The sequence below is a fragment of the Kosakonia sp. H7A genome (assembly GCF_003028445.1).
GTDB classification, from domain to species: domain Bacteria; phylum Pseudomonadota; class Gammaproteobacteria; order Enterobacterales; family Enterobacteriaceae; genus Kosakonia; species Kosakonia radicincitans.
The window spans coordinates 951,056-976,985 of the sequence record NZ_PYTZ01000002.1; the positions used below are offsets into that span (position 1 = coordinate 951,056).

General features: G+C 52.9%; 22 protein-coding genes. 13 read left to right on the top strand and 9 right to left on the bottom strand.

The window, feature by feature from the left end:
• Positions 1–120 precede the first annotated feature (120 nt).
• The 7 genes from pspA to tyrR all read left to right on the top strand — a co-directional run bounded on the left by pspA (position 121) and on the right by tyrR (position 5,837).
• Complete coding sequence (gene pspA, locus CWM66_RS12495) at positions 121–789, top strand: phage shock protein PspA (RefSeq protein ID WP_081120759.1); 669 nt, start codon at positions 121–123, stop codon at positions 787–789.
• 50 nt (positions 790–839) lie between these two features.
• On the top strand, positions 840–1,061 hold the full coding sequence (pspB, locus tag CWM66_RS12500; RefSeq protein WP_007371959.1) for an envelope stress response membrane protein PspB: 222 nt from the start codon (positions 840–842) through the stop codon (positions 1,059–1,061).
• Positions 1,061–1,420: an envelope stress response membrane protein PspC gene (gene pspC / locus CWM66_RS12505; RefSeq protein ID WP_007371960.1), complete on the top strand. Its 360-nt coding sequence runs from the start codon at positions 1,061–1,063 to the stop codon at positions 1,418–1,420. Before pspB ends, pspC begins: the two co-directional genes overlap by 1 nt.
• A gap of 10 nt (positions 1,421–1,430) precedes the next feature.
• Positions 1,431–1,667 (top strand): phage shock protein PspD, encoded by a 237-nt coding sequence (gene pspD / locus CWM66_RS12510; protein ID WP_007371961.1) that lies wholly within the window; start codon positions 1,431–1,433, stop codon positions 1,665–1,667.
• Positions 1,668–1,707: 40 nt separating this feature from the next.
• Positions 1,708–3,105 carry a YcjX family protein gene (locus CWM66_RS12515; RefSeq protein ID WP_107146748.1) on the top strand — a complete coding sequence of 466 codons (1,398 nt, stop codon included), beginning with the start codon at positions 1,708–1,710 and terminating at the stop codon, positions 3,103–3,105.
• Positions 3,102–4,151, top strand: coding sequence for a YcjF family protein (locus CWM66_RS12520; RefSeq protein WP_072439802.1), 1,050 nt, complete (start codon positions 3,102–3,104; stop codon positions 4,149–4,151). Before CWM66_RS12515 ends, CWM66_RS12520 begins: the two co-directional genes overlap by 4 nt.
• Positions 4,152–4,295: 144 nt before the next feature.
• Positions 4,296–5,837: a transcriptional regulator TyrR gene (gene tyrR, locus CWM66_RS12525; RefSeq protein ID WP_035885556.1), complete on the top strand. Its 1,542-nt coding sequence runs from the start codon at positions 4,296–4,298 to the stop codon at positions 5,835–5,837.
• Positions 5,838–5,873: 36 nt separating this feature from the next.
• Here tyrR and tpx read toward each other — a convergent pair whose 3' ends face one another.
• A complete protein-coding gene (gene tpx, locus CWM66_RS12530) occupies positions 5,874–6,380 on the bottom strand; it encodes a thiol peroxidase (protein ID WP_007371965.1) in 507 nt (168 codons plus the stop codon).
• 116 nt (positions 6,381–6,496) lie between these two features.
• On the opposite strand from tpx, the gene ycjG reads away from it, so the two are divergent.
• A complete protein-coding gene (ycjG, locus tag CWM66_RS12535) occupies positions 6,497–7,462 on the top strand; it encodes an L-Ala-D/L-Glu epimerase (protein ID WP_107146713.1) in 966 nt (321 codons plus the stop codon).
• On the opposite strand, the gene mpaA is transcribed toward ycjG, so the two are convergent.
• Entirely contained in the window at positions 7,453–8,166 is a 714-nt protein-coding gene (gene mpaA / locus CWM66_RS12540; protein WP_007371967.1) for a murein tripeptide amidase MpaA, read from the bottom strand. The two genes, ycjG and mpaA, sit on opposite strands and share 10 nt — an antisense overlap.
• A gap of 189 nt (positions 8,167–8,355) precedes the next feature.
• Between mpaA and CWM66_RS12545 the strand changes: the two genes are divergently transcribed.
• Together CWM66_RS12545 and CWM66_RS12550 are read left to right on the top strand one after the other, a co-directional pair.
• A complete protein-coding gene (locus CWM66_RS12545; protein ID WP_035885560.1) occupies positions 8,356–9,972 on the top strand; it encodes an ABC transporter substrate-binding protein in 1,617 nt (538 codons plus the stop codon).
• Positions 9,973–10,400: 428 nt separating this feature from the next.
• Entirely contained in the window at positions 10,401–10,589 is a 189-nt protein-coding gene (locus tag CWM66_RS12550; protein WP_007371969.1) for a YdiH family protein, read from the top strand.
• A gap of 52 nt (positions 10,590–10,641) precedes the next feature.
• Here the strand turns inward: CWM66_RS12550 and CWM66_RS12555 are convergent, their stop codons facing one another.
• A complete protein-coding gene (locus tag CWM66_RS12555; RefSeq protein WP_035885562.1) occupies positions 10,642–11,865 on the bottom strand; it encodes a sensor domain-containing diguanylate cyclase in 1,224 nt (407 codons plus the stop codon).
• A gap of 96 nt (positions 11,866–11,961) precedes the next feature.
• Complete coding sequence (locus tag CWM66_RS12560; protein ID WP_035885564.1) at positions 11,962–14,097, bottom strand: bifunctional diguanylate cyclase/phosphodiesterase; 2,136 nt, start codon at positions 14,095–14,097, stop codon at positions 11,962–11,964.
• Positions 14,098–14,550: 453 nt separating this feature from the next.
• Here CWM66_RS12560 and CWM66_RS12565 point away from each other — a divergent pair, with 453 nt between their 5' ends.
• From CWM66_RS12565 to dbpA, 3 genes are all read left to right on the top strand, one after another.
• Positions 14,551–15,741 (top strand): methyl-accepting chemotaxis protein, encoded by a 1,191-nt coding sequence (locus CWM66_RS12565; RefSeq protein WP_107146714.1) that lies wholly within the window; start codon positions 14,551–14,553, stop codon positions 15,739–15,741.
• Between the two features lie 147 nt (positions 15,742–15,888).
• On the top strand, positions 15,889–16,872 hold the full coding sequence (gene zntB, locus CWM66_RS12570; protein ID WP_007371974.1) for a zinc transporter ZntB: 984 nt from the start codon (positions 15,889–15,891) through the stop codon (positions 16,870–16,872).
• Between the two features lie 470 nt (positions 16,873–17,342).
• On the top strand, positions 17,343–18,713 hold the full coding sequence (gene dbpA / locus CWM66_RS12575) for an ATP-dependent RNA helicase DbpA (protein WP_107146715.1): 1,371 nt from the start codon (positions 17,343–17,345) through the stop codon (positions 18,711–18,713).
• A 36-nt stretch (positions 18,714–18,749) separates the two neighbouring features.
• Here the strand turns inward: dbpA and ttcA are convergent, their stop codons facing one another.
• From ttcA to nifJ, 5 genes are all read right to left on the bottom strand, one after another.
• A complete protein-coding gene (ttcA, locus tag CWM66_RS12580; protein WP_107146716.1) occupies positions 18,750–19,685 on the bottom strand; it encodes a tRNA 2-thiocytidine(32) synthetase TtcA in 936 nt (311 codons plus the stop codon).
• Between the two features lie 316 nt (positions 19,686–20,001).
• The gene (locus tag CWM66_RS12585) at positions 20,002–21,435 is read right to left on the bottom strand and encodes an alpha/beta hydrolase (RefSeq protein WP_107146717.1); all 1,434 of its coding nucleotides are present in this window, start codon (positions 21,433–21,435) and stop codon (positions 20,002–20,004) included.
• An 84-nt stretch (positions 21,436–21,519) separates the two neighbouring features.
• Positions 21,520–21,849, bottom strand: a complete 330-nt coding sequence (locus CWM66_RS12590) for an antibiotic biosynthesis monooxygenase (RefSeq protein WP_107146718.1) — start codon at positions 21,847–21,849, stop codon at positions 21,520–21,522.
• 69 nt (positions 21,850–21,918) lie between these two features.
• Positions 21,919–22,131, bottom strand: coding sequence for a KTSC domain-containing protein (locus tag CWM66_RS12595; protein WP_007371979.1), 213 nt, complete (start codon positions 22,129–22,131; stop codon positions 21,919–21,921).
• Between the two features lie 121 nt (positions 22,132–22,252).
• Complete coding sequence (gene nifJ / locus CWM66_RS12600; protein ID WP_107146719.1) at positions 22,253–25,777, bottom strand: pyruvate:ferredoxin (flavodoxin) oxidoreductase; 3,525 nt, start codon at positions 25,775–25,777, stop codon at positions 22,253–22,255.
• Positions 25,778–25,930 lie beyond the last annotated feature (153 nt).

A 25,930-nucleotide genomic window follows, 5' to 3' on the forward strand; every position in this document is an offset into this window, starting at 1 on the left:
ATTATTCAATTTCTTAAAAATCAATTAAATAAAAACCTGGCACGAAGATTGTAATAGCAGAGCTATGTAGTCATGTAGCAGGGCCACGCCCGATAACAGAAACAGGAAGAGGAACAGATTATGGGTATTTTTTCTCGTTTTGCCGACATCGTGAACGCCAACATTAACTCGCTGCTGGAAAAGGCGGAAGATCCGCAGAAACTGGTGCGCCTGATGATTCAGGAGATGGAAGATACGCTGGTTGAGGTGCGTTCAACTTCAGCGCGTGCGCTGGCGGAAAAAAAACAGCTGACGCGCCGTATTGAGCAGGCCACGGCCCAGCAAGAAGAGTGGCAGGAGAAAGCTGAACTGGCGCTGCGTAAAGATAAAGACGATCTGGCGCGTGCGGCGCTGATCGAAAAACAGAAAGTCACCGCGCTGATTGATACTCTGGGCCAGGAAGTCACGCTGGTGGATGAAAGTCTGGCGCGGATGAAAAAAGAGATTGGCGAGCTGGAAAATAAACTCAGCGAAACCCGTGCTCGTCAGCAGGCGTTGACCCTGCGCCACCAGGCGGCCAGTTCCTCGCGCGATGTGCGCCGTCAACTGGATAGCGGCAAACTGGATGAGGCGATGGCGCGTTTTGAATCTTTCGAACGTCGTATCGATCAGATGGAAGCGGAAGCCGAAAGCCACGGCTTTGGTAAACAAAAATCGCTGGATCAGCAATTTGCCGAACTGCGTGCGGATGACGAAATCAGCGAGCAACTGGCGCAACTGAAAGCCAAAATGAAACAGGACAACCAATAATAATAAGGCGGTATCAGAAGATGCCGCCTCACTTGCTGTAAGGAGTACACATGAGCACGCTTTTTCTGGCTATACCCCTGACGCTATTCATCCTGTTTGTTCTGCCCGTCTGGTTATGGCTGCATTACAACAATCGCCAGCGCGGCGATCTGAATCAGAACGAGCAGCAGCGGCTCCAGCAACTTTCCGCCGATGCTGCTCGGATGCGCGAACGTATTCAGGCGCTGGAAGATATTCTTGATGCTGAGCATCCGAACTGGAGGGATCGCTGATGGCAACGTTAGATCTGAATAAGAAATTATGGCGTATCCCGCAGCGCGGCAAACTGGGCGGCGTCTGCGCCGGTATTGCGCAGTATCTGGATATCAAAGTCAAAGTGGTGCGTATTCTGGCGATCCTGGCAATGTTTTTCGGCCTGTTTTTCTTTGTCGTCGCCGCCTATATCGTGCTGTTTTTTGTCCTCGATCCGCTGCCGGATAATTACGCGGAAGGGGAAAGCGTTCCCTCCAGCAGCGAATTGCTCGATATCGTCGATGCGCAGTTGGCTGAAGGGGAACATCGCCTGCGCCAGATGGAACGCTATGTCACTTCCGACAGCTTCTCGCTGCGCAGCCGTTTCCGTCAGCTTTAAGAGGTAAATCATGAATCGTCACTGGCAACAGGCACGGCAGCATGTCAAACCGGGGTTAAAATTCGCCGGTAAGCTGGTTTTGCTCACCGCGCTGCGTTATGGCCCGGCGGGCGTCGCCGGTTGGGCGGTTAAATCCGTGGCCCGCCGTCCAGCCAGAGTACTGCTGGCATTTGCACTGGAACCGTTACTGAAGCGTGCAGCAGATAAATTTTCTCGCCGCTTTATGGCCGAGAGGCATGTAAAATAAGTGATTTACGGCTTCACCCTAAGGGCAATGCAGCATGGCGATGGACCGATTTAAGAACGAACTGAATGCGCTGGTGAACCGCGGCATGGACAGGCATTTACGCCTCGCGGTCACCGGCCTGAGCCGCAGTGGAAAAACCGCGTTTATCACGGCGCTGGTCAATCAACTTCTTACCCTGCATGCTGGCGCGCGATTGCCGTTGCTGAGCGCCGTGCGCGAAGAGCGGTTACTGGGTGTGAAACGCGTTCCCCAGCGCGATTTTGGCATTCCCCGTTTCACCTACGATGAAGGGCTGGCCCAGCTTTATGGAACGCCGCCCGCCTGGCCGACGCCTACGCGCGGCGTCAGTGAAATTCGTCTGGCGCTGCGTTTCCGCTCGAATGATTCGCTGCTGCGCCATTTCAAAGAGACCTCCACGCTCTATCTGGAGATTGTCGATTATCCCGGCGAGTGGCTGCTGGATTTACCAATGCTGGCGCAGGACTACCTGAGCTGGTCGCGGCAGATGACCGGGCTTTTGCAAGGGCAACGCCAGGCGTGGTCGCAAAAATGGCGCGTGTTGTGCGCCGATCTCGATCCGCTTGCGCCAGCCGATGAGAACCGTCTGGCGGAAATTGCTGCCGCGTGGACAGACTACCTGCATCAGTGCAAACGTGAAGGCCTGCACTTTATTCAGCCTGGGCGCTTTGTGCTGCCGGGTGATATGGCGGGTGCGCCCGCGCTGCAATTTTTCCCGTGGCCGGATGTCGATAGCGGCGGCGAGACGAAACTGGCACAGGCCGATAAACACACCAATGCCGGGATGCTGCGCGAGCGCTACAACTATTACTGCGAACATGTGGTGAAGGGCTTCTACAAACATCACTTTTTGAAGTTCGATCGCCAGATTGTGCTGGTGGATTGTCTGCAACCGCTGAACAACGGTCCGCAGGCGTTCAATGATATGCGGCTGGCGCTGACCCAACTGATGCAAAGTTTCCATTATGGTCAGCGCACGCTGTTTCGCCGTCTGTTTTCGCCGGTGATCGATAAATTGCTGTTTGCCGCCACCAAAGCCGATCATGTGACGCTCGATCAGCACGCCAATATGGTGTCGTTGCTGCAACAACTCATCCAGGATGCCTGGCAGAATGCGGCCTTTGAAGGTATTAGCATGGATTGCATGGGGCTGGCCTCGGTACAGGCGACGCAGAGCGGCATCCTTGAGGTGAATGGCGAGAAAATCCCGGCCTTGCGCGGGCATCGTCTGAGTGACGGTACGCCATTGACCTTTTATCCGGGTGAAGTGCCTGCGCGTCTGCCGGGGCAGGCGTTCTGGGATAAACAGGGTTTCAGCTTTGAAGCTTTTCGCCCACAGGCGATGGATGTGGATACGCCGTTGCCGCATATCCGCCTCGACGCCGCGCTGGAGTTTTTAATTGGAGATAAATTGCGATGAGCGAGCCGCTAAAGCCAAGAATCGATTTCGCCGGGCCGCTGGAAGCGGAAACCGACGCGCAGTTTAAAGGCGCGCAAACTTTTGACGCACAGCAGGCGGAGAAATTCTCGCCGCTCGTCACTGACGATTTACCAACCGACGGGCAGGCGGAAGCCGTAGTGGAATCCGCGCTGCGTCCGAAGCGCAGTCTGTGGCGCAAAATGGTTAGCGCCGGGCTGGCGCTGTTTGGCGTGAGCGTTATCGGTCAGGGTGTGCAGTGGACGATGAACGCCTGGCAGACCCAGGACTGGGTCGCGCTCGGTGGCTGTGCGGCCGGCGCGTTGATCATCGGCGCTGGCGTCGGTTCGGTCGCCAGCGAATGGCGGCGGCTCTGGCGTTTGCGGCAGCGAGCGCAGGAGCGTGATGAAGCCCGTGATTTGCTGCACAGCCATGGTACTGGCAAAGGCCGCGCGTTTTGCGAAAAGCTGGCGCAGCAGGCAGGCATCGATCATGCACACCCGGCAATGCAGCGCTGGTATGCAGCCATTCACGAAACGCAAAGCGATCGTGAAATTGTCAGCCTCTACGCTCACCTGGTGCAACCGGTGCTGGATGCGCAGGCGCGGCGTGAAATCAGCCGTTCGGCGGCCGAATCCACATTAATGATCGCAGTCAGTCCGCTGGCGCTGGTGGATATGGCGTTTATCGCCTGGCGCAACCTGCGGCTGATCAATCGTATCGCCACGCTTTATGGTATTGAACTGGGCTATTACAGCCGCTTGCGATTATTCCGCCTGGTCTTGCTGAATATTGCCTTTGCTGGTGCCAGTGAACTGGTGCGCGAAGTGGGAATGGACTGGGTATCGCAGGATCTCGCTGCGCGGCTTTCTGCTCGCGCCGCACAGGGAATTGGCGCCGGGTTGCTGACGGCGCGTCTGGGAATTAAGGCCATGGAATTGTGCCGCCCTTTGCCGTGGCTGGATGATGATAAACCCCGACTCGGCGATTTCCGTCGCCAGCTGATTGGTCAGCTTAAAGAGAGCCTGCAAAAGCGGCCGGCGGAGTAACAACGGCACTGCGCGCTTATCTTTACAGCGCTATGCCGCTTTTTCCGGCAGGCTGTCAATATTTGTTGACAGACATCTTCCTGCCAGCCGGGAAGTGGCTTATCATCCTTTTATTACGTGAATGAAAAAAGGGTGGTTATTCCCATGCGTCTTGAAGTTTTTTGCGAGGATCGTCTTGGTCTGACACGTGAATTGCTCGATTTACTGGTGCTGCGCGGCATTGATTTGCGCGGCATCGAAATTGATCCAGTCGGGCGTATTTACCTCAATTTCGCCGCGCTTCAGTTCGATACATTCAGTAGCCTGATGGCTGAAATTCGCCGCATTCCCGGCGTTACCGACGTTCGCACCGTATCGTGGATGCCGTCTGAGCGCGAGCACCGCGCCCTGAGTGCGCTGCTGGAAGCGCTGCCTGAGCCGGTACTGTCGCTGGACATGAAAAGTAAAATTGAGCTGGCAAACCCGGCCAGTTGCCAGCTTTTCACGCAGGATATCGACAAATTACGCAACCACAATGCCGCACAACTGATCCCCGGTTTTAACTTCCAGCGCTGGCTGGAGGGGAACCCGCATAACTCCCATAGCGAACATGTGGTGATCGGCGGACAAAACTTCCTGATGGAAATTACCCCGGTGCACCTGGAAGGGGAAACCGGCGAACCGATGCTGACAGGCGCCGTTGTTATGCTGCGTTCCACCGTGCGCATGGGACGGCAGTTACAGAATATCAGCCCGCAGGATATCAGCGCCTTCAGCCAGATTGTCGCTGCCAGCCAGAAGATGAAGCATGTGGTCGAGCAAGCGCGCAAACTGGCGACGCTGACCGCACCGCTGTTGATTACCGGCGATACCGGTACAGGAAAAGATCTGCTAGCGCATGCCTGCCACCTCGCCAGCCCGCGAGCGGCGAAGCCGTATCTGGCGCTGAACTGCGCCTCGATCCCGGAAGAATCGGTCGAGAGCGAACTTTTCGGTCATGCGCCGGAAGGGAAAAAAGGGTTTTTTGAACAGGCTAACGGCGGCTCGGTGCTGCTGGATGAAATTGGCGAAATGTCGCCGCGTATGCAGGTCAAACTGCTGCGTTTCCTCAACGACGGGACTTTCCGCCGCGTTGGCGAAGATCATGAAGTGCATGTTGATGTCAGAGTGATTTGCGCCACGCAACGTAACCTGGTGGAGCTGGTACAGAAGGGGCTGTTTCGCGAGGATCTCTATTATCGTCTGAATGTCCTGACGCTGAATTTGCCGCCGCTGCGCGAACGTCCGCAGGACATCATGCCGCTGACGGAACTGTTTGTTGCCCGTTTCGCCGATGAGCAGGGCGTACCACGGCCAAAATTATCGCAGGATCTGCCGCCGTTGCTGAACCGCTATAGCTGGCCGGGCAACGTCCGTCAGCTGAAAAACGCCATTTACCGGGCGTTAACGCAACTGGAAGGTTATGAACTGCGCGCGCAGGATATTTTGTTGCCGGATTACGACGCAGCTACTGTTGCAGTGGGTGAAGATGCAATGGAAGGTTCACTGGATGAGATCACCAGCCGGTTTGAACGTTCGGTGCTGACCCAGCTTTATCGCAACTATCCCAGTACGCGTAAACTGGCGCGCAGGCTTGGCGTATCGCACACGGCGATTGCCAATAAGTTGCGGGAATATGGTTTAAGCCAGAAGAAAAGCGAAGAGTAAAGAAAACCCGGCAGCGTTCGCTGCCGGGCTGAAATATCAGGCTTTCAGCACGTCAAGTGCCGCAGTGTAATCCGGCTCAGTAGTAATTTCATTGACCAACTGGCTGAAAATAACCTTATCGTTTTCATCAAGTACCACGACAGCGCGTGCCGCCAGGCCTTTCAGTGCGCCTTCAGAAATGCTCACGCCGTAGTTTTCCAGGAAATCAGCGCTGCGCAGCGTTGACAGTGTAATCACATTGCTCAGGCCTTCCGCGCCGCAGAAGCGGGATTGCGCAAACGGCAGATCGGCAGAAATGCACAGTACCACTGTGTTGCTAATTTCAGTGGCTAACTGGTTGAATTTGCGGACAGAAGCTGCGCAAACACCGGTATCAATACTCGGGAAAATGTTCAGTACTTTGCGTTTGCCCGCGAACTGCGCGAGAGAGACGTCAGACAGGTCTTTAGCCACAAGCGTAAACGGTTTGGCTTGTGCGCCAACCTGCGGGATTGCGCCTGCAACGGGAACCGGGTTGCCCTGAAAATGAACGAGTTGTGACATAATATCTTCCTGTTTACATATAGTTAACGTCGGGGCTAGTGTATGCCATCCGCCGAGACCACGGCAAACCAATTTTCATATCTATACTGGTTTACATTGCGGCAGAGGAGAGAGGAATGCGCAACGTTAAAGTTTATGAGGAAACCTGGCCGCTGCACACTCCGTTCGTGATCTCGCGCGGCGCCCGCAGCGAAGCGCGCGTGGTGGTGGTTGAACTGGAAGAAGATGGCATTAAAGCCTCCGGTGAATGTACGCCTTATCCGCGTTACGGTGAGAGCGAAGCGTCAGTCATGGCGCAGATACTGACCATTGTGCCGCAACTGGAAACCCGGCTCAGCCGCGAGGAGTTGCAAACGCTCTTGCCGCCCGGCGCTGCGCGAAATGCCGTGGATTCTGCACTCTGGGACCTGGCGGCGCGCAAAGCAAACCAGACCCTGACACACTATGCAGGCGTTACATTGCCGCAAAATGTCATCACGGCGCAGACCGTGGTGATCGGCACGCCGGAGCAGATGGCGGCCAGCGCGGCGGCGCTCAGCGAGAAGGGCGCTCAGTTACTGAAAGTGAAGCTTGACGATCACTTGATCAGTGAGCGGCTGGTGGCGATCCGCGCCGCAGCGCCCGAAGCGACACTGATTGTCGATGCCAATGAGTCGTGGCATGCCGAAGGCTTTGCGGCGCGTTGCCAGCTGCTGGCGGATTTAGGTGTGGCGATGCTGGAACAACCGCTTCCGGCCGGGAACGACGAGATGCTGGCCAACTTTATCCACCCGTTGCCCATTTGCGCTGATGAGAGTTGCCATACGCGGGAAAGCCTGGCGTCCTTGCACGGGCGTTACGAGATGGTCAACATCAAGCTCGATAAAACCGGCGGTCTGACGGAAGCGCTGGCGCTGGCCGACGAGGCCGCAAAGCAGGGTTTTGCGCTGATGCTGGGCTGCATGATCTGCACGTCGCGCGCCATCAGCGCGGCATTACCGCTGGCAAACCGTGTGCGCTTCGCCGATCTGGATGGCCCGACGTGGCTGGCGGTGGACGTCGAACCGGCGCTGCACTTTACTACCGGCACGCTTCATCTTTGAGGATCCCAGTGCAGTAATTCTGTCACTGCCGCGAGGTATTTTTCGCTCGCTTCGTCGGCGGAGATCGGCGGAAACTCAACGGTGATGCAGTGCAGACCGATATCCGCGCACCAGCTTCCAAAAGAGCCGGGTGTTTCGTAACCAACACTGGTGACCAGCGGCAGGGAGAGCTGGCTGGACAACCATTGGCCAAGCACACTTTCCTGCGGATCTTCCACACATGCCAGCGGATCATGGAACGTCACCACCCATGCCGGGTGAATGCGATGAATCAACTGGCACAGCGCTTGCGTTTCCGGTTCAGAACCGGGCGCGTCACCGGTCAGCAACACCACATCCCGTTCATCCGCGGCGCTGTTCCAGCGATAAACCGTTTCACCTGCTTTCCAGTTGGCGGCGGGGAAATTCCGGTTGAGATCGACGCCATTGGCGTTCGCGCGCAGGCCAAGCTGGCAACCGTCCGGATTGACCGCGAGGACCACATGATGATGGCGCAGATCGGACTTCAGCGTGCGCAGGGCGCAGGAAAGCGTGACGACCGAGGAGTTTTCGTCACCGTGAGTCCCGGCGATGATCAAACCGCTTTCGCGCGTGGCGACTGGTGCCGGGAACCAGATCAGCGGCGCGCCAAGCTGTGAGCGGCCAAACTCTTCGCTTCCGGGGGCAAAACGGCCCCGCTGCGGACGTGGTCGTGTGACAGGCATAAATTTCCTTTGTTCTGGCGTTTGCTTACAGCAAGTGTTGAGCAAAAATCGGTGTGACGCAAATCTTGCCATGGAGGTTAAATTACTGTCCATCATCAATTTTTTGACTGACCAGGTTTGCATTCCGGTATGTTAAAACAAATAATTACACTTCTATTGCCGGGAAATGACACATCAAAAGGGGATCCCATGACGCATCGAGTTTCCACGCTGTGCTGCGCGCTCTGGCTGTGCGGTTTTTCTTCTGTATCGTTTGCTGCTGATGTTCCTCCAGGTACGCAACTGGCGGCAACGCAGGAAGTTGTGCGTCATCTGAAAGATGAACCCGCCTCGCTGGATCCTGCGAAAGCCGTGGGTCTGCCGGAGATTCAGGTGCTGCGCGACCTGTTCGAAGGGCTGGTGAATCAGGACGAGAAGGGCAACATTATTCCCGGCGTCGCCAGCAAATGGCAGAGCAATGATAATCGCATCTGGATTTTTACCCTGCGTGACAATGCCCGCTGGTCTGATGGTTCGCCGGTAACCGCAGAGGATTTCGTTTATAGCTGGCAGCGTCTGGTGGATCCGAAAACGACCTCGCCTTTTGCCAGCTTTGCGGCGCTGGCGGGTCTGGCCAATGCGCAGGATATTACCGAGGGTAAAGCGACGCCGGATAAGCTCGGCGTCAGCGCGGTGGATGCGCGCACGTTGCGCGTGCAACTTTCCCGTCCCGTACCGTGGTTCCCGAGTCTTGCGGCCAGTTTCGCGCTCTACCCGGTACAAAAAGCGAATGTTGAAAGCGGCGCAGACTGGACGCGTCCGGGTCATCTGATCGGTAACGGCGCGTTTGTGCTGAGCGATCGTGTGGTGAACGAAAAGCTGGTGCTCAGCCGCAACAAGCACTACTGGGATGACGGCAAAACCGTGATCGATAAGGTGACGTTTATGCCCATCAATCAGGAGTCCGCTGCCACCAAGCGTTACCTGGCGAATGGCGTCGACATTACCGAATCTTTCCCGAAAAACCTCTATCAGAAATTGTTGAAAGATATCCCGGGGCAGGTTTACACGCCGCCGCAACTGGGCACTTATTACTACGCATTTAATACGCAAAAAGGTCCAACGTCCGATCCCCGCGTGCGTCTGGCGCTGAGTATGACGATCGACCGTCGGGTGATCGCGCAAAAAGTGCTTGGCACTGGCGAGAAACCCGCATGGCGTTTAACGCCGGACGTGACGGCAGGTTTCACCCCGGAACGTTCACAATTTGAATCGATGAGTCAGGCAGAGCTGAACGCGCAGGCGAAAACGTTATTGCAGGCGGCAGGTTACGGCCCGCAGCGGCCGCTTAAACTCCGGTTGCTGTATAACAGTTCTGAAAGTCACCAGAAGATTGCTATCGCAGTGGCCTCAATGTGGCGACAGAGTCTGGGCGCGGATGTGACGCTGCAAAACCAGGAGTGGAAAACCTATATCGACAGCCGTAACAGCGGCAATTTTGATGTGATCCGCGCGTCATGGGTGGGGGATTACAACGAACCGTCCACGTTCCTGTCGATACTGACGTCGGGAAGCAGCAGCAATATTTCGCGTTTCAATGATGAAAGCTATGACAAAGTGATTGCACAGGCGGCGCAGGAAACCAGCGCCAAAGCGCGTAACGTGGACTACAACGCGGCGGAGCATCTTATTGCCGAAAAAGCGCCGATTGCGCCGATTTATCAGTACACCAATGGGCGCTTAATTAAGCCGTGGCTGAAGGGATACCCGATTAACAACCCGGAAGATGTGGCATACAGCCGCACGCTATACATTATTAAGCATTAATAAAAAAAATCCCCTTACGTCACGGGAAGTAAGGGGAAACTCATTGATTACGGAATGATTCCTGTCTTAGCAGGAGTGTTAAGAATTTTACTTAAGGAATGTGAAGGGACAATGGAGGAAATAAGGAGCGTTGCGGGAATGTGAATGACCGTTCTCGGGTGCTGGCCAAAAAAAGCCCGCTACATTGAGCGGGCGAAAAATACTGGAAGCAATGTGAGCAATGTCGTACTGAATACCTGAGTGTTTAACTCAACTATTCAGTATTGAGAAAGATAATCTTTATCATTTAGTGGCGCAACCCCTTTTTTTGTAAGGTCGTTCGGAGCGGCATTTTCCGCGGATAAACCCAGCTCTTTTACGATTATGGTCAAAAAACAGACAGCATTCGGTGGTATAATAGAAGGGTGTTTACTACCTCAGAGGACGTTATGGAGACTGAATTAGACCCAACCCAACTGGCTATCGAATATCTGCGTCGCGATCGCAGTGCGATGACACCGGCCGAGTACCTCAAAAAACTCAAACGACTCCGGCTGGAGTTTGCGGATCTGCTGACCCTTTCGCATACAGAATTAAAAGAAGAGATCGATTTTGCCTGGCGGTTGGGCATTCATTAATGCCGTGATAACGCCATAGCGCCCGAAAGCGGGCGCTTTTTTTTGCCTTCATTCAGGCGGCAAGCACCTGGTTACGACCGTTATTTTTTGCGCGATAAAGCGCTTCATCGACGCGACGGAACAGGGCATCGAGGCTTTCATTTTGCAAATGACGCGCGACGCCGATACTGACGGTAAAGTCAGGCAGACCGGGCGTGGCGATATTCACTACCGCCAGGCGGATGGCTTCCGCCACGTCCAGCGCGGTATCTATGCGGGTATGCGGCAACAACAGTAAAAATTCTTCGCCACCCCAGCGAAAGACATAATCACCACTACGGCTGTTGGCTTCCAGCGTGCGTGCAAGTTCGATCAGCACTTCGTCCCCGCACTGATGACCGAATTGATCGTTAATATGTTTGAAATGATCTGCATCGACCAGCATGACGCAAAAATCGAGCACGGTCGGCAGAACATGCTCTGTCAGGTGATAAAACTGACGGCGGTTCAAAAGCCCGGTGAGGGCATCGCGGTGTGCAGCGTATTCCAGCTCCTGCTCAAGCCGCTTCTGTTCGGTAATATCATGAATAATGCATAACATCAGGCGTTCGCCGTATATCTCAATTGGCCCGGCGTAGGTTTGCACATGTCGCGTTGAGCCATCGGCCAACTGATGAATAAAATTGAGCGGCTTATGTCCACCAGGCAGCCTGGCGATTTCTGACATCACCGGCAAGACGCTGCGCCCCATGGTGTTAATTTCCCATGTGTGCTTCTGGCACATTTCTTCATGATCGTAACCATAAAAGCGCAGAGCAGCGAGATTGGCATCCACGATCAGGCCATCGCTGACGGGATCGATAAGCAGCATTGGGGCTGACGTGGTATAGAAAAAACGGGCGTAGAACCCTTGCTTACTCGGCCGGTAAGAGGAGGAGTGGTTGGCCTTGAGCGCGGCGGCTGCAGCGCCACCGGAAATGCCTTCGAAAATGAGCACTTCACCGACAGTTTCAAGTTCGCGCAGCACGGCGCGGCAACTGATCGTACACTCTTCACCGGAAGGGCAAATACTCCAGATTTCGACCACATCTTCGTGATTTTGCAGGCAGGGTAAATACATTGAGAGGCTGGTCTGCGCAATGGCAGAAAAGAGGCCACTGCGCATTTCACGCAATGAACGACCCGCCGCCAGCTTCTGCGCCTGTGTGTTAGAAAATAACAACGTTTCCGTGTCAGGGGCGACCACCCAAACCGGCGTGGAGAGGACATTCAGCGCATCCAGGTGATATTTAAGCATGGCTACTCCACTTATTGCGCAGGTTGCAATGTCGCCGCTGGCCAGATGTTGCGGCAATTTACTAACTTTATTGCAACACACATGAAATGTAGAGCCTTATGCAGGTTTTTTTTGTGACGGCTCTGAACATTCCAGTGACAACGCGAAAGGTTTATGTTTAAGCAACGCTGAAATCTTCTCGACGGGTTGTGGACGGGCAAACAGGAAACCTTGTAAAAAAGCACAGCCCATATTGGTGAGCAATGCATGTTGTTCTGCCGTTTCGATTCCTTCGGCGACCACACGCATATTCATCGAGTGGGCAATGTCGATTATCGTCGAGACAATTTTCACGTTGCGGCTATTTTCGCGAATATCTTTCACAAAACTTTTATCAATTTTGAGTTCAGTGGCAGGCAATTTTTTCAGCATCAACATATTGGAATAACCGGTACCAAAATCATCAATCGCCACCGTGATCCCCAACTGCGCAAACTGGGTCAGCAGATGAACGCTACGCTCAAGGTTTTTCAGCGCGGTGTTCTCGGTGATTTCCAGTGTCAGGCGCGTCGGGTCGACACGGTAACGGGTCAAGGCATCAGTGACCTGTTCATAAATATCATGCTGTTCAAACTGGCTGGGCGAGAGGTTAATCGCCAATGTCAGGTGGGGAAAACCCTGGGTATTCCAGTAATGTAACTGGCGACAGGCAGATTCGATCACCCACTGACCAACAGAGAGAATCAGTCCGGTTTTTTCCAGCATCGGCAGAAACGTTGCCGGCAGCAAAACCCCCTGCTGCGGGTGACGCCAGCGCAGCAGGGCTTCAAATCCGGCAAGGGTTTGTTCGGGCGCGGTATATTGCGGCTGATACCAGAGTTCAAACTGATTACGCGTCAGCGCCTGCGACAAATCCTGCAAGAACTGTGGCGCATCGGCGGTTTTCTGCGCCATTCCGGCGTGATAAATCGCCCAGCCATTGCGACCTTCCTGCTTCACGCTGTACATGGCGGTATCGGCTTTCAGCTTCAGCTCATGGGCGTTTTCACCGTGCTCCGGATAAAAACTCACCCCGGCGCTAAGCGATACATTGATGACATGGCTTAATTCATAAAATGGGTGCTGAATGGTCGCGATCAGGCGGCGAATCAGGGCGTCAACTTCTTCCTCGCTGGTCTGCGGCACCAGCAGCGTAAATTCGTCACCACCGAGCCTGGCCAGCGACATTTTGTCATTAATACAGGCGGAAAGCCGTTCTGCCACCACGACCAGCAACCGATCGCCAATATGGTGTCCCCAGGCATCATTCACCAGCTTGAAGCGATCCAGATCCATATAAATCAGCGCGAAGGTCGTCTGCTCTTCCGCTGCGCGATTCAGGCAGGAATCCAGCAAAATATCGAGCTGAATACGGTTTGCCAGCCCGGTGAGGGGATCATAATGCGCCTGTTTCTCCAGTTGCAGGTTTAGCTGACGCAGACTGTCGGTCAGGCGTGCTGTCCGCAATTGTGAATCGATCATCGAGATAAAAAGCATGATGCCAAAAATCACCAGCGTTGTAGTGGCGACCCACAGTGACAGTCCTTGCTCGCCGACGCCGCGGCTCATGATATGTATGGCATCGCTACGCACGATAATGCCGAGCCCATCATTACTGAAGGTCGCGGCGTTCATGCCGGTATAGTGCATGGCGCAAATGGCAATGCCCATCACCAGCGAGGCAAAAACGCGATTAATAAAGACGCCGTGCGTATTTTGCCGCAGGCTGAACGCCAGCCACAGCGCGACCCAGGCGCTGGCGATGGCAATCACGATCGACAGCGCCACCAACGGGATATTCCAGTAAATGCTGACGAAGCTCATCATCGCTGCCATGCCGATATAATGCATCGACACCACGCCGCTGCCGAGGACAAGGGTGGCGAAAATCAGGCGCTTTATCGGCAAGGTATGGCTGCTGACGGCGATATTGAGCGACAGCGTCGAGGCCAGTAAAGCAATAACAAATGAGAGGATGGTTAATTCAAAATCATAATGCATCATTATCGGCATTTTCATCGCCAGCATACCGACAAAATGCATTGACCAGATGCCCATACCCAATGTGGCTCCACCAGAAATCCGCCAGAACAGGGCGCTACGGGGTTCTGAGTTCAGCACTTTACCTGCACTATCGAGTGCGACAAATGAGGCAATGAATGCCACCAAAAAAGAGATGCCGACCAGAATAGGGTCCCACGAAACATAAAGCATATGTCATCCACGCAGGCAAAAGAGTTGATATGTAATCCTGGCACTAATTTTAGCAACTAACCTGATGAATTTAATGGTTGCGCTGAGTTTATTATTGCGAGGACAAATTAATAAACATGGAGCATCTTTTATTTATCGACATTAACAGCAGGAACTTAAAAAAAGTGGATGATTTAAGCGAGGCTAAAACTAAATTAAGAAGGAAATATGCTGTGAGGCTCACTGAGTGAGGCTGTTTTTTATATGATATATTTTGATGCTGAATTCCGGGTTTATCGCATTACCTGGCTGTTTGTGTTGGGCTGGCGGCTTATGTTCAGATGAATAACCTGACTTAATCTGAATTGTAGTTACTTAACCGTGAACATTGCGCAATATCAATTTAGCCGTGTAAAAGTATATTTCGAATGCTATAACGATCTTACCTTCTTCCGCAGTTTGGTGGGTATCACTATGTTAAGACATATTAGTGTAAGGACTTTTATTATTTTATTTTTGCTTTTCTCTTTTATTCTCATGGAAGTTTTGGTGATCATTCTCTCAAAAAATGCCACCCTGATTATGACTACCACAGTTGTTTCCATTACTTCGCTGGCATTACTTTGGCTGTATATGACGCAATATTTAGTGACGCCGATTAATACTGTTAAAAAAAGTATAGAAGAGGTAACCTCAGGAAATCTTTCTATTGTTATTCCTGAATTTGGAAATAACTGCGCCGGTCGCTTAATACCCGGAATCAACTCACTTTCTGCCAGCATTGCTACCTTAGTCAGAGAAATTCGCTCCTCTTCGGATTCTGCCCTCAATCTTTCGGCTGAACTGGCCACGCGTAGCGCTGACCTCTCCGTTAAAACCGAGGAGCAATCTGCTGCACTGGTACAGACCGCCTCCAGCATGGAACAAATGGCTTCCAGCACCAAAAATAATGCCGACAATACGCGCATCGCCAGCACCCGCGCTAAAGATGCGACCAGCTGTGCGTTAAAAGGCGGGGATTTAATGGGGCAGGTAGCGAAAAATATGCAGTCAATTACCGAATGCGCCAATCAGATGACGGAGATTATTTCGATTATTGACGGTATCGCTTTCCAGACCAATATTCTGGCGCTCAATGCGGCGGTAGAGGCAGCGCGAGCAGGCGATCACGGAAAGGGGTTCTCCGTAGTGGCCGGTGAGGTGCGTAGCCTTGCGCATCGCAGCGCTGAGGCGGCGAAAAATATCAAATCCCTGATTGCCGAAACGACAGATAACGTGACGCAGGGTGCGACAGTGGTGAACGAAGCAGAACAAAACATGCATGATATTGTTTCTGGCGCGAGCGTGGTCAGTAAGTTGATGGATGAAATTGCCGTCACGACGTTGCAACAGGAAAAAGGCATTTCGCAGATCACCCTGGCGTTAGCAGAGTTAGAAAAAGTGACACAGAGCAACGTCACCACGGTTGATGAACTTGCCGGTTCCTCTGACGTACTGAAACATCAGGTCGAGGAGTTACAAAAACGGACCGGTAAATTCCGTTTGATCGAGGGCGCTCCGGCAGCACGCGTGGCAGCGGAGACCGCGTTGCCGCCGGAAAAACAGCGCCAGCGCGTCAAAACGCCGGTTTTGCAGAATCAGGAAAATTACTGGCACTCCTTCTGAAGATCTCTGTACTGAACAACAAGGCCCGGGAAACCGGGTTTTTTATTTGCAGTTTGCGTGAATTTGTTAACAAATTCAGCGTGATGATTGCTTAAGATTCTCATCCGGCTAGACTGACAGCAATACCTTGCTGATTTTGGAGGCGCTGTGGAAGCATTAAAAGGCTCCGGGGTGAATGTCCCGGATGCGGTTTTTGCGTGGCGGCTGGATGGAAAAGGGGGCGTTAAGCCGCTCGAAGATGATGACATTATTACTGAACAAACACCGTGCTGGGTGCATCTGAATTATACCAATCAGGAGAGTGCACAGTGGCTGGCCTCAACGCCGTTGCTGCCGAACAGTGCGCGTGATGCGCTTTCCGGAGAAAGTACGCGTCCACGCGTTAACCGGTTGGGTGAGGGGACGCTCATTACGCTGCGCTGCATTAACGGCAGCACTGATGAACGACCCGACCAGCTCGTGGCCGTGCGGTTATACATGGATTCGCGGATGATTGTCTCCACGCGTCAGCGTAAAGTTATGGCGCTGGATGATGTGGTCAGGGATCTGGAAGAGGGGTCCGGCCCAACGGATAGCGGCGCCTGGCTGGTGGATGTTTGCGATGCGTTGACCGATCATGCCAGCGAATTTATTGAATCCTTGCACGACAGGATTATCGATCTGGAAGATAACCTGCTCGATCAGCAAATTCCGCCGCGGGGAATTCTGGCGTTGCTGCGCAAACAGTTAATTGTTATGCGCCGCTATATGGCGCCGCAGCGTGATGTCTTTTCACGGCTGGCCAGTGAACGTCTGGCGTGGATGAGTGACGATCAGCGCCGTCGGATGCAGGATATCGCCGATCGCCTCGGGCGTGGCCTGGATGAGATCGATGCCTGCATTGCACGTACGGCAGTGATGACGGATGAGATTACGCAGGTGATGCAGGAGTCGCTGGCGCGACGCACGTATACCATGTCGTTGATGGCAATGGTGTTTTTGCCGAGTACCTTTCTTACCGGCTTGTTTGGCGTCAATCTGGGCGGCATTCCGGGAGGCGGTTGGCAATTCGGCTTTTCGATCTTCTGCGTGATGTTGGTGGTACTGATCGGCGGTGTTACCTGGTGGTTGCATCGTAGTAACTGGCTGTAAAATTTCACTTTTTTAACATTTTTTGAACATAAAAACGCCAGATAGTTTGAGCGAGGTCAATAAATACAATACCTATTCAGGGCAATATTTCTCTCGCAGGTGAATGCAACGTCAAGCGATGGGCGTTGCGCTCCATATTGTCTTACTTCCTTTTTTGAATTACTGCATAGCACAATTGATTCGTACGACGCCGACTTAATGAGTCGGCTTTTTTTTGCCTCTTTTTTACCTGCGACTACCCTTAACAAGGTATCTCACGTAAAGGAGGCGATGATGAATACGCGCAATTCCTCATATCCCAGCGATCCGGTTCCGACCGATCCGATCCCGATTCCCGATCCCATTCCCCATCCGCAACCGATGCCGGACCCGCCGCCGGATGAAGAACCCATTAAGATGTCGCGTAAACAGGGCAGATCTGAGAGGATACGCGCCTGCTGATCTCAGCCCTTTTATCGCGAGACTTTATTGTGACCGCTTTTTCAACCTTAAATGCTTTGCCCGCCGCCCAGATCGAGAATCTTAACGATCTGGGCTATCTCTCTATGACTCCAGTCCAGGCCGCTGCGCTGCCTGCCATTCTCGCCGGAAAAGATGTCCGCGTGCAGGCAAAAACAGGCAGTGGCAAAACGGCGGCGTTTGGGCTGGGCTTATTGCAACATATTGATGCCAGCCGATTTCAGACGCAGTCATTGATTTTATGCCCGACGCGTGAGCTGGCCGATCAGGTCGCCAGCGAGTTACGCCGCCTGGCGCGCTATATGCCCAATATCAAAGTGCTGACTCTCTGCGGCGGCCAGCCATTTGGTGCGCAGCGCGATTCATTACAACATGCGCCGCACATTATTGTTGCCACGCCGGGGCGTTTGCTCGATCACCTGCAAAAAAACACCGTTACCCTGGATAACCTGCAAATGCTGGTCATGGACGAAGCCGATCGCATGCTCGACATGGGATTCAGCGAGGCGATTGATGACGTTATCCGTTTTGCGCCTGCCTCACGGCAGACCCTGCTGTTTTCAGCCACCTGGCCGGAAGCGATTGCCGCCATCAGTGGCCGCGTCCAGCGCGACCCGGAAACCATTGAAATCGATAGCGTCGATGCGCTGCCCGCCGTTGAACAGCAGTTCTTCGAGGTTTCCCGTCAGGGCAAAGCCGCACTGTTGCAAAAGCTCTTAAGCGAGCACCGTCCGGCTTCCTGTGTGGTGTTCTGTAATACCAAAAAAGATTGTCAGGAAGTGTGCGATGCGCTGAACGCCGCGGGGCAGAACGCACTGGCGCTGCATGGCGATCTGGAGCAGCGCGACCGCGATCAAACACTGGTGCGTTTTGCCAACGGTAGCGCGCGCGTGCTGGTGGCGACCGATGTCGCTGCGCGTGGTCTCGACATTAAATCGCTCGAGCTGGTGGTGAACTACGAACTGGCATGGGATCCGGAAGTGCACGTACACCGTATCGGACGTACTGCGCGCGCGGGTAATAGCGGCCTGGCAATCAGTTTCTGTGCGCCGGAAGAGGCACAGCGCGCCAATATTCTCGCGGAAATGCTGCAACTGAAGCTGAACTGGTGCAACGCACCAGCTAACGTCAAAGTGGTGCCGCTGGAAGCGGAAATGGCCACGCTGTGCATTGATGGCGGTAAAAAAGCCAAAATGCGTCCCGGCGATGTGCTGGGCGCGCTGACCGGCGATATGGGGCTGGATGGCGCGGACATCGGTAAAATCACCGTGCATCCGGCGCATGTTTATGTGGCTGTTCGCCAGAGTGTGGCGCGTCAGGCGTGGAAGCAGTTGCAGAACGGGAAGATTAAAGGCAAGAGCTGCCGCGTACGGCTGTTGTAAAATCCGCCTCTCTGCATGCAGCAGAGAGGCTGGGATTTATTTCACTTCAATGACGTTAAGACGCAGTTCATCGAGCTGCGCGTCATCTTCTTCCGGCTGCCAGCCAGCCGGTTGCAACGGGATCTCTTCGCGGTCAAACGCCAGGTCGCCGCCGTTGACCACTTCCGAACCATGCGTAATACCTTTGAAATCAAACAGATTGACGTCACTGAGATGCGACGGCACCACGTTCTGCATGGCGCTGAACATGGTTTCGATGCGCCCTGGATAACGTTTGTCCCAGTCACGCAGCATATCGGCAATCACCTGGCGTTGCAGGTTCGGCTGCGAACCACATAGGTTGCACGGAATGATCGGGAAACCTTTCGCTTCTGAGAAACGCTCAATATCTTTTTCGCGGCAGTAAGCCAGCGGGCGGATCACAATGTGTTTGCCGTCATCGCTCATCAGCTTCGGCGGCATGCCCTTCATTTTCCCGCCATAGAACATATTCAAAAACAGCGTTTGCAGAATGTCATCGCGGTGGTGGCCAAGGGCAATCTTGGTCGCACCCAGTTCGCTCGCCGTACGGTAGAGGATCCCGCGACGCAGGCGGGAACAGAGAGAACAGGTGGTTTTGCCTTCCGGGATCTTCTCTTTCACGATGCCGTAAGTATTCTCTTCCACGATTTTGTACTCAACGCCAAGCGCATCCAGATACTGCGGCAGAATATGTTCCGGGAAGCCCGGTTGCTTCTGATCGAGATTGACCGCCACCAGCGAAAAATTGACCGGCGCGCTTTGTTGCAGGTTGCGCAGAATTTCCAGCATCGTGTAGCTGTCTTTGCCGCCGGAAAGGCAGACCATGATGCGGTCGCCTTCTTCAATCATGTTGAAGTCGGCAATGGCTTCGCCGACGTTACGGCGCAGACGTTTTTGCAGTTTGTTCAGGTTGTACTGCTCTTTTTTGCTAATTTCTTGATTTTGCGACATGAAAAAGGCTCAATTCCGGTTTTTAGCGCCAGCCGGCAAGGCACCGCTGACAGACATACGCTATTAGGGCAGGATTGTATCAATGATTTGCTCCGGAGGCATTTTTCATTTTGAGTTATCAAGTGTGCGGATTTGCTGGGGGAGGTCGCCCAGACGGGACAAAGGCAGGTATACGTCATCATTTTGATGACGTTCTGTCTGTGGATGCCGTTCAGTTGAAACACGAATGAATGTATTAGCCTCCGTTAAAAAATGGCGTCAATAACGTATGCAAACACCATTGTTTGGTTTTTATGGTTCATTGATCTGAGAAAAATTATACATCCGCTAGTTTCCAGTAGGGTAAATTACTCGCGGTATATTTTTTAAATAAGCCACGATGGCTTACGGGTATTGAATCAATCAGAAATTGTCTAATATCGTCAAACACCCTTTCATTAGAAGAAAAATAGGAGTGGTATAGTTCGCCGAATTTTCCGTCAAACCCAGTAGTATCAATGGTATCTATATCTGTATGAACACAGATTGTCTTGCTTGAATCACCAACCAGAGGTGATTTATTCAACATCTTTGAAGCTTTTAATGCCTTGTCATTTTCATTGACATAAATAGTTATATGTGAAAATACGTTTTTAAAAAAATCGATGAAAATATCAAGAAATTCATTTTGGGTTATGTCTGCGGCGGCGAGGGCAGCACGCTTAAATCTTACGCAGGGCAGGGATATGTGGCTCACAATTTGTGATAGCAACATATTACCCATGCTGTGTGCAATAACGGAAATTTCAGTGTTTTCAAACAGAGGGTTGTTATCAAGCTCATCAAACAAGTTCGAAAATAATATCGCTGAGGTGATTGTGCTTGCTTTATCGTATGCATAATCTTTAATTTTCGAATAGGACGGCCAGCTCAATAGAAGTAACGGATTAGTTATTTTTAAATCATACTTTACCTGTGCGGCCTTAAATGCTGCTTCTTTAAAAGATACGTTATAACCATGCACAAATATTACTATTCTTTCTGAGTTATCGGATCCTGATAATTGTTGAAAGAACTCATCTTTTCCCATCCTCTCATGCGAATGAACGATGAAGTGCTTGTTTGGATCTTCTTTGCTAAAACTAATCCCCAATAAACGAAAAGGTTTTTCTATATAGCCAGGGCGATGAAAGTGTTTAGGTATTGAAACATTGATTACCCCGTAATTAATTTTCTTATCACGTTGCTCGTCATAGTATTTTCCATCATCGGATTCAACTCGTGTAGTTGCATAGTTTATTGGGACGATTTCAAATTTCTCTTCCTCGACAGTAACATAATTCTCGTCCAATGAGTAAATATTAAGCAGATCATCCCGATCGTCCCAGGGATATTGCATCAGAGAGTGAGCGATATATCGATGATAGTATTCCGGGAAGAGACAAATGTTAATTATTTCAGGGCTGATAAAACCAATTACATCCCGGTGGTACTGGGTCAAGTAATCGATGGCAACAACTCTTAAATAATAAAAGTCATTCTTTCGGTGGGTGATTCTTCTCCAGTTATCGGGGATGGTAATGCTTTCGGTTTGAATAATGTGAGCAATGATCTGGTCGAGAGTTTCTAAAGAGTACTCCGTGGTTTTGTTATTTTCCTCAATGAGCAATTTGCCATTGATAACATTAACTAAGAAAAAGCTCCTGCTTGATAATGTAACGTATTTTTTAGGGAGCTTATCTTTTAAATTGTTAATATTCACTATTATCATTTTCGCGTCCTCTGCTGTGAGTTTATGACCATCATACTAATGAAGTATTAAGAAATTCAGAATGTCATAGGCAACAAAGATTAATTACGATCGCTCCTGCATCTGAAACGAATACTCTTTTTCAACCCGGCAGATGCGCGTGATGAAGGAGTGATACCACTTTTCCCGTCCGGTTTTCTGCGCTATCGCATGCTCAGCGTTTGCTTTCCAGTTTTTAATCGCGTCAAGTGATTCCCAGTATGAGACGGTAATTCCCACTTCCTCACGCGCGGAATCGACACCGAGAAAACCCGGCTGGTTAATCGCCAGTTCCATCATACGATCGGACATTGCGCCATAACCGTCATCAACCGCTGTGCGCACGGAGGTAAAAATCACGGCGTAATAGGGCGTGGAAGGACTGTTTTTTGACATTGCGGTTTCCGTTATAAGAGTGAAAAAACTTATCCTGACAGATTATAAGAACGGCGGGCAGCTACCTGTTCAGGCGACTTTTTTTTCGGGGAATTTTCCTTTGACCACGCCATCGTAAAAGCGGCCTTTCGAGACAACGGTCAGAAAAACCGTGAAGATCCGCTCCGGAACGTTCTGATACTGATAAATGCTTTTATCGTGAAAACAGATTTCGAGCGTGAGGCTGCGGCTGTCATAACCAATGGAAGAAATGCGTGATGAGGTTACGGGATGATGTCGCATGCTGTTCGCTCCTTGCTGCCCGGGAAAACTGATTATTAACGCAGCTTGCGGATGGTGTCATGCGAAATCCGTGCGTTAAAAAAGCCACCGGCGTTAACCGGTGGCTTTTTAGGCAGCTCGTTTACTCGGTCGGGCTTTTCTCTGCTTTTCCGGCCAGTTGCGCGAGGAAGTCATAGCGTTTTTGCAGGTCGGCGGCGGCATCTTTCCACAGTTGCTCTGCCACTTCCGGCTGCTGCGCATTCAGACGACGGAAACGCTGCTCATTGAGCAGCGTTTCCGCCAGCGCGTCAGATGGCGGACGTGAATCCAGCGCCAGCGGGATTTTGCCTTCCTCTTCGCGGCGTGGATCGTAACGATAGAGCGGCCAGAAGCCGGTGGCGGTCAACTGACGCATCTGATCGTGGCTCAGCGCCAGGTCGTAACCGTGCTCTTCGCATGGGCTGTAAGCGATGATCAGCGATGGCCCCGGATAGGATTCCGCTTCCTGAATAGCTTTCACGGTCTGGTTCAACTGTGCGCCAAGGGAAATCTGCGCCACATAAACATGTCCGTACATCATCATGCTGACACCCAGATCCTTGCGCGCTTTACGTTTACCGTGTTCGCCAAATTTGGTCACCGCACCCAGCGGTGTGGCTTTTGATGCCTGGCCGCCGGTGTTGGAGTAGCACTGGGTATCAAGCACCAGAATATTGACGTTTTCGGTCAGACTCATCACATGATCCAGCCCGCCGAAACCAATGTCATAGGCCCAGCCATCGCCGCCAATCAGCCAGATCGATTTCTCAACCAGCGCATCGGCATCGGTCAGAAGTTGCTGTGCACCTTCAACATTGGCCAGCGCGTTACGCAGTTCAGCAACCTGTGCACGGCGAACGTCCGGCGAGGCCTCCTGCTGAAGTGCGGCAAGCAGTTCCGCCGGAATATGGTCGGCAAATTGATTCACCAGACGCATCACACGCTGGCGATGTTGATCGACGCTGAGACGGAAGCCCAGACCAAACTCGGCGTTATCCTCAAACAGCGAGTTCGCCCACGCCGGACCGCGCCCGTTGGCGTCTGTGGTATACGGCGTTGAAGGCAGATTACCGCCGTAAATGGATGAGCACCCGGTAGCGTTGGCAATCATCATCCGGTCGCCATACAACTGGGTCAGGAGTTTGATGTACGGCGTTTCACCGCAGCCGGAACAGGCCCCGGAATATTCAAACAGCGGGGTGATCAGTTGGGAAGTACGGATATCAATGCGTTCCAGCGTGCTGCGGTCGATCTCCGGCAGGCCAAGGAAGAAGTCATAATTCACTTTCTCTTCTTCCACATGTTCAAGGCGCGACATCATATTGATGGCCTTGATGTCCGGGTTCTGACGATCTTTCGCCGGGCAGACCTCAACACACAGATTACAGCCGGTGCAATCCTCCGGCGCGACCTGCAAGACATATTTCTGACCCCGCATATCGCGCGATTTCACGTCCAGTGAATGGAGCGTATCGGGAGCCTCTTCCATCGCTGCCGGAGAAACCACTTTCGCGCGGATCGCCGAATGCGGGCAGGCGGCGACACAGTGGTTACACTGGGTACAGAGATCTTCTTTCCAGATGGGGATCTCTTCCGCGATATTGCGTTTCTCCCAGCGGGTGGTGCCGACCGGCCAGGTGCCGTCCGGCGGCAGGGCTGAGACCGGCAGCGCATCGCCAAGGCCCGCCAGCATAGCGGCGGTGACGGTTTTGACAAAATCCGGCGCCGCATCGGAAACCACCGGCGGGCGGTGTGCGCTCAGCGGGTTGACAGGCTCCAGCGATACTTCGAACAGTGATTCACGCGCCAGCGCCAGTGCCTGCCAGTTGCGCTCAACCAGCTCCTGACCTTTGCTGCTGTAGCTTTTGGCGATCGCGCCCTGCAATTCAGCCAGCGCGCTGTCGCCCGGCAATATATTTGTCAGATGGAAGAACGCCATCTGCATTACGGTGTTAATACGTGCGCCGAGGCTGCATTCGCGGGCGATTTTCGCCGCGTTGACCACGAAGAAACGGGCTTTTTTCTGATTCAGCACCGCCTGAACTTCCTGCGGCAGCCGCGACCACACTTCCTCTGCGCTGTAGGGCGTATTGAGCAGGAAAATACCGCCCGGCTTCAGCCGTTCGGCCATTTGGTATTTATCGATAAACTGCAACTGATGGCAACCGACAAAATCCGCCTGCGAAACCAAATAGGCGGAGTTTATTGGTCTTTCGCTGACGCGCAAATGCGAAACCGTCAGGCCGCCCGCTTTTTTCGAGTCATAGACAAAATAACCCTGCGCATACCACGGCGTGGAGTTACCAATAATCTTGATATTGTTTTTGGTCGCCGAGACGCTGCCATCGCTGCCCAGCCCGTAAAATAGCGCTTCCAGTTTCGCGTGCGATGGCAGGGTGTTTTCCGGCAGCGGCAGCGAGAGATTGGTAACGTCGTCGTAGATACCGACGGTAAAACGCGGTCTGGGCTTTGCCGCGCGCAGCTCGTTAAACACCGCCAGCACGCATTCCGGGCCAAACTCTTTGGAGGATAAACCATAGCGCCCGCCAATCACTCGCGGCAGGGTTTCGCGTTCACCGTGATTAAAGGCTTCCGCCAGCGCGGTCATCACATCAAGATAAAGTGGTTCCGCCAGCGCGCCTGGTTCTTTGGTGCGATCGAGCACAGCGACAGTACGCGCGCTTTCCGGCAAGACCGCTAGCAGATGCGCGGCGCTAAACGGGCGATAGAGGCGAACTTTCAGCACGCCGACTTTCTCACCCCGCGTCAGCAACTCATCAACCACCTCTTCGCAGGTACCTATTGCTGAACCCATCAGTACAATTACGCGATCGGCCTGCGGATGTCCGTAGTATTCGAACGGCTTGTAGCTGCGGCCGGTGGCTTCGGCTAAATCGTTCATTGCCTGTTCGACGTGAGCGTAAACCGCGTTGTACCACGGGTTGGTCGCCTCGCGGGACTGGAAGTAAGTGTCCGGGTTAGCCGATGTGCCGCGAATGACCGGATGCTCCGGGTTCAACGCACGGGCGCGATGGTCGTCAATCTCCTGTTGTGGTAGCAGATTGCGGATAGTGTCGTCCGCCAGCGGCGTAATCTTGTTGATTTCGTGCGAGGTACGGAAACCATCAAAAAAGTGAATGAACGGCACGCGGCTTTTCAGCGTGGCAATATGCGAAATCAGCGCAAAATCCTGCGCTTCCTGCACGCTACCCGCAGCGAGCATGGCGCAGCCAGTCTGGCGCACCGCCATCACATCGGAGTGATCGCCAAAAATGGAGAGGGCATGGGTAGCCACAGTACGTGCTGCGACGTGCAGTACAAAGGGGGTCAGTTGCCCGGCCAGTTTGTACAGCGTCGGGATCATCAGCAGCAGTCCCTGTGATGAGGTAAATGAGGTTGAGAGTGCCCCGGTTTGCAGTGCGCCGTGGACAGCTGCAATAGCCCCGGCTTCCGACTGCATTTCAACAACGCGGGGCGTGTCGCCCCAGACATTCTTCAGACCGTTACCGGCCCAGGCATCAGCCTGCTCAGCCATCGTTGAACTGGGCGTTATGGGATATATGGCGATAACTTCACTGGTACGAAAGGCCACCGAGGCCACGGCGCCATTACCGTCAATCGTGATCATATGAATGCTCTCATTACTTAATTATATTCAGTATAAACAGCCAGCGAAGATAGATATTTGATCTGATGTACCTGGCCGGTATTTAGCATGTGAATGAATTCGTTGCGTTCTGTCAGATCGGGCTCAGGTGTTTCTTTTTTCATCAATCTGTGC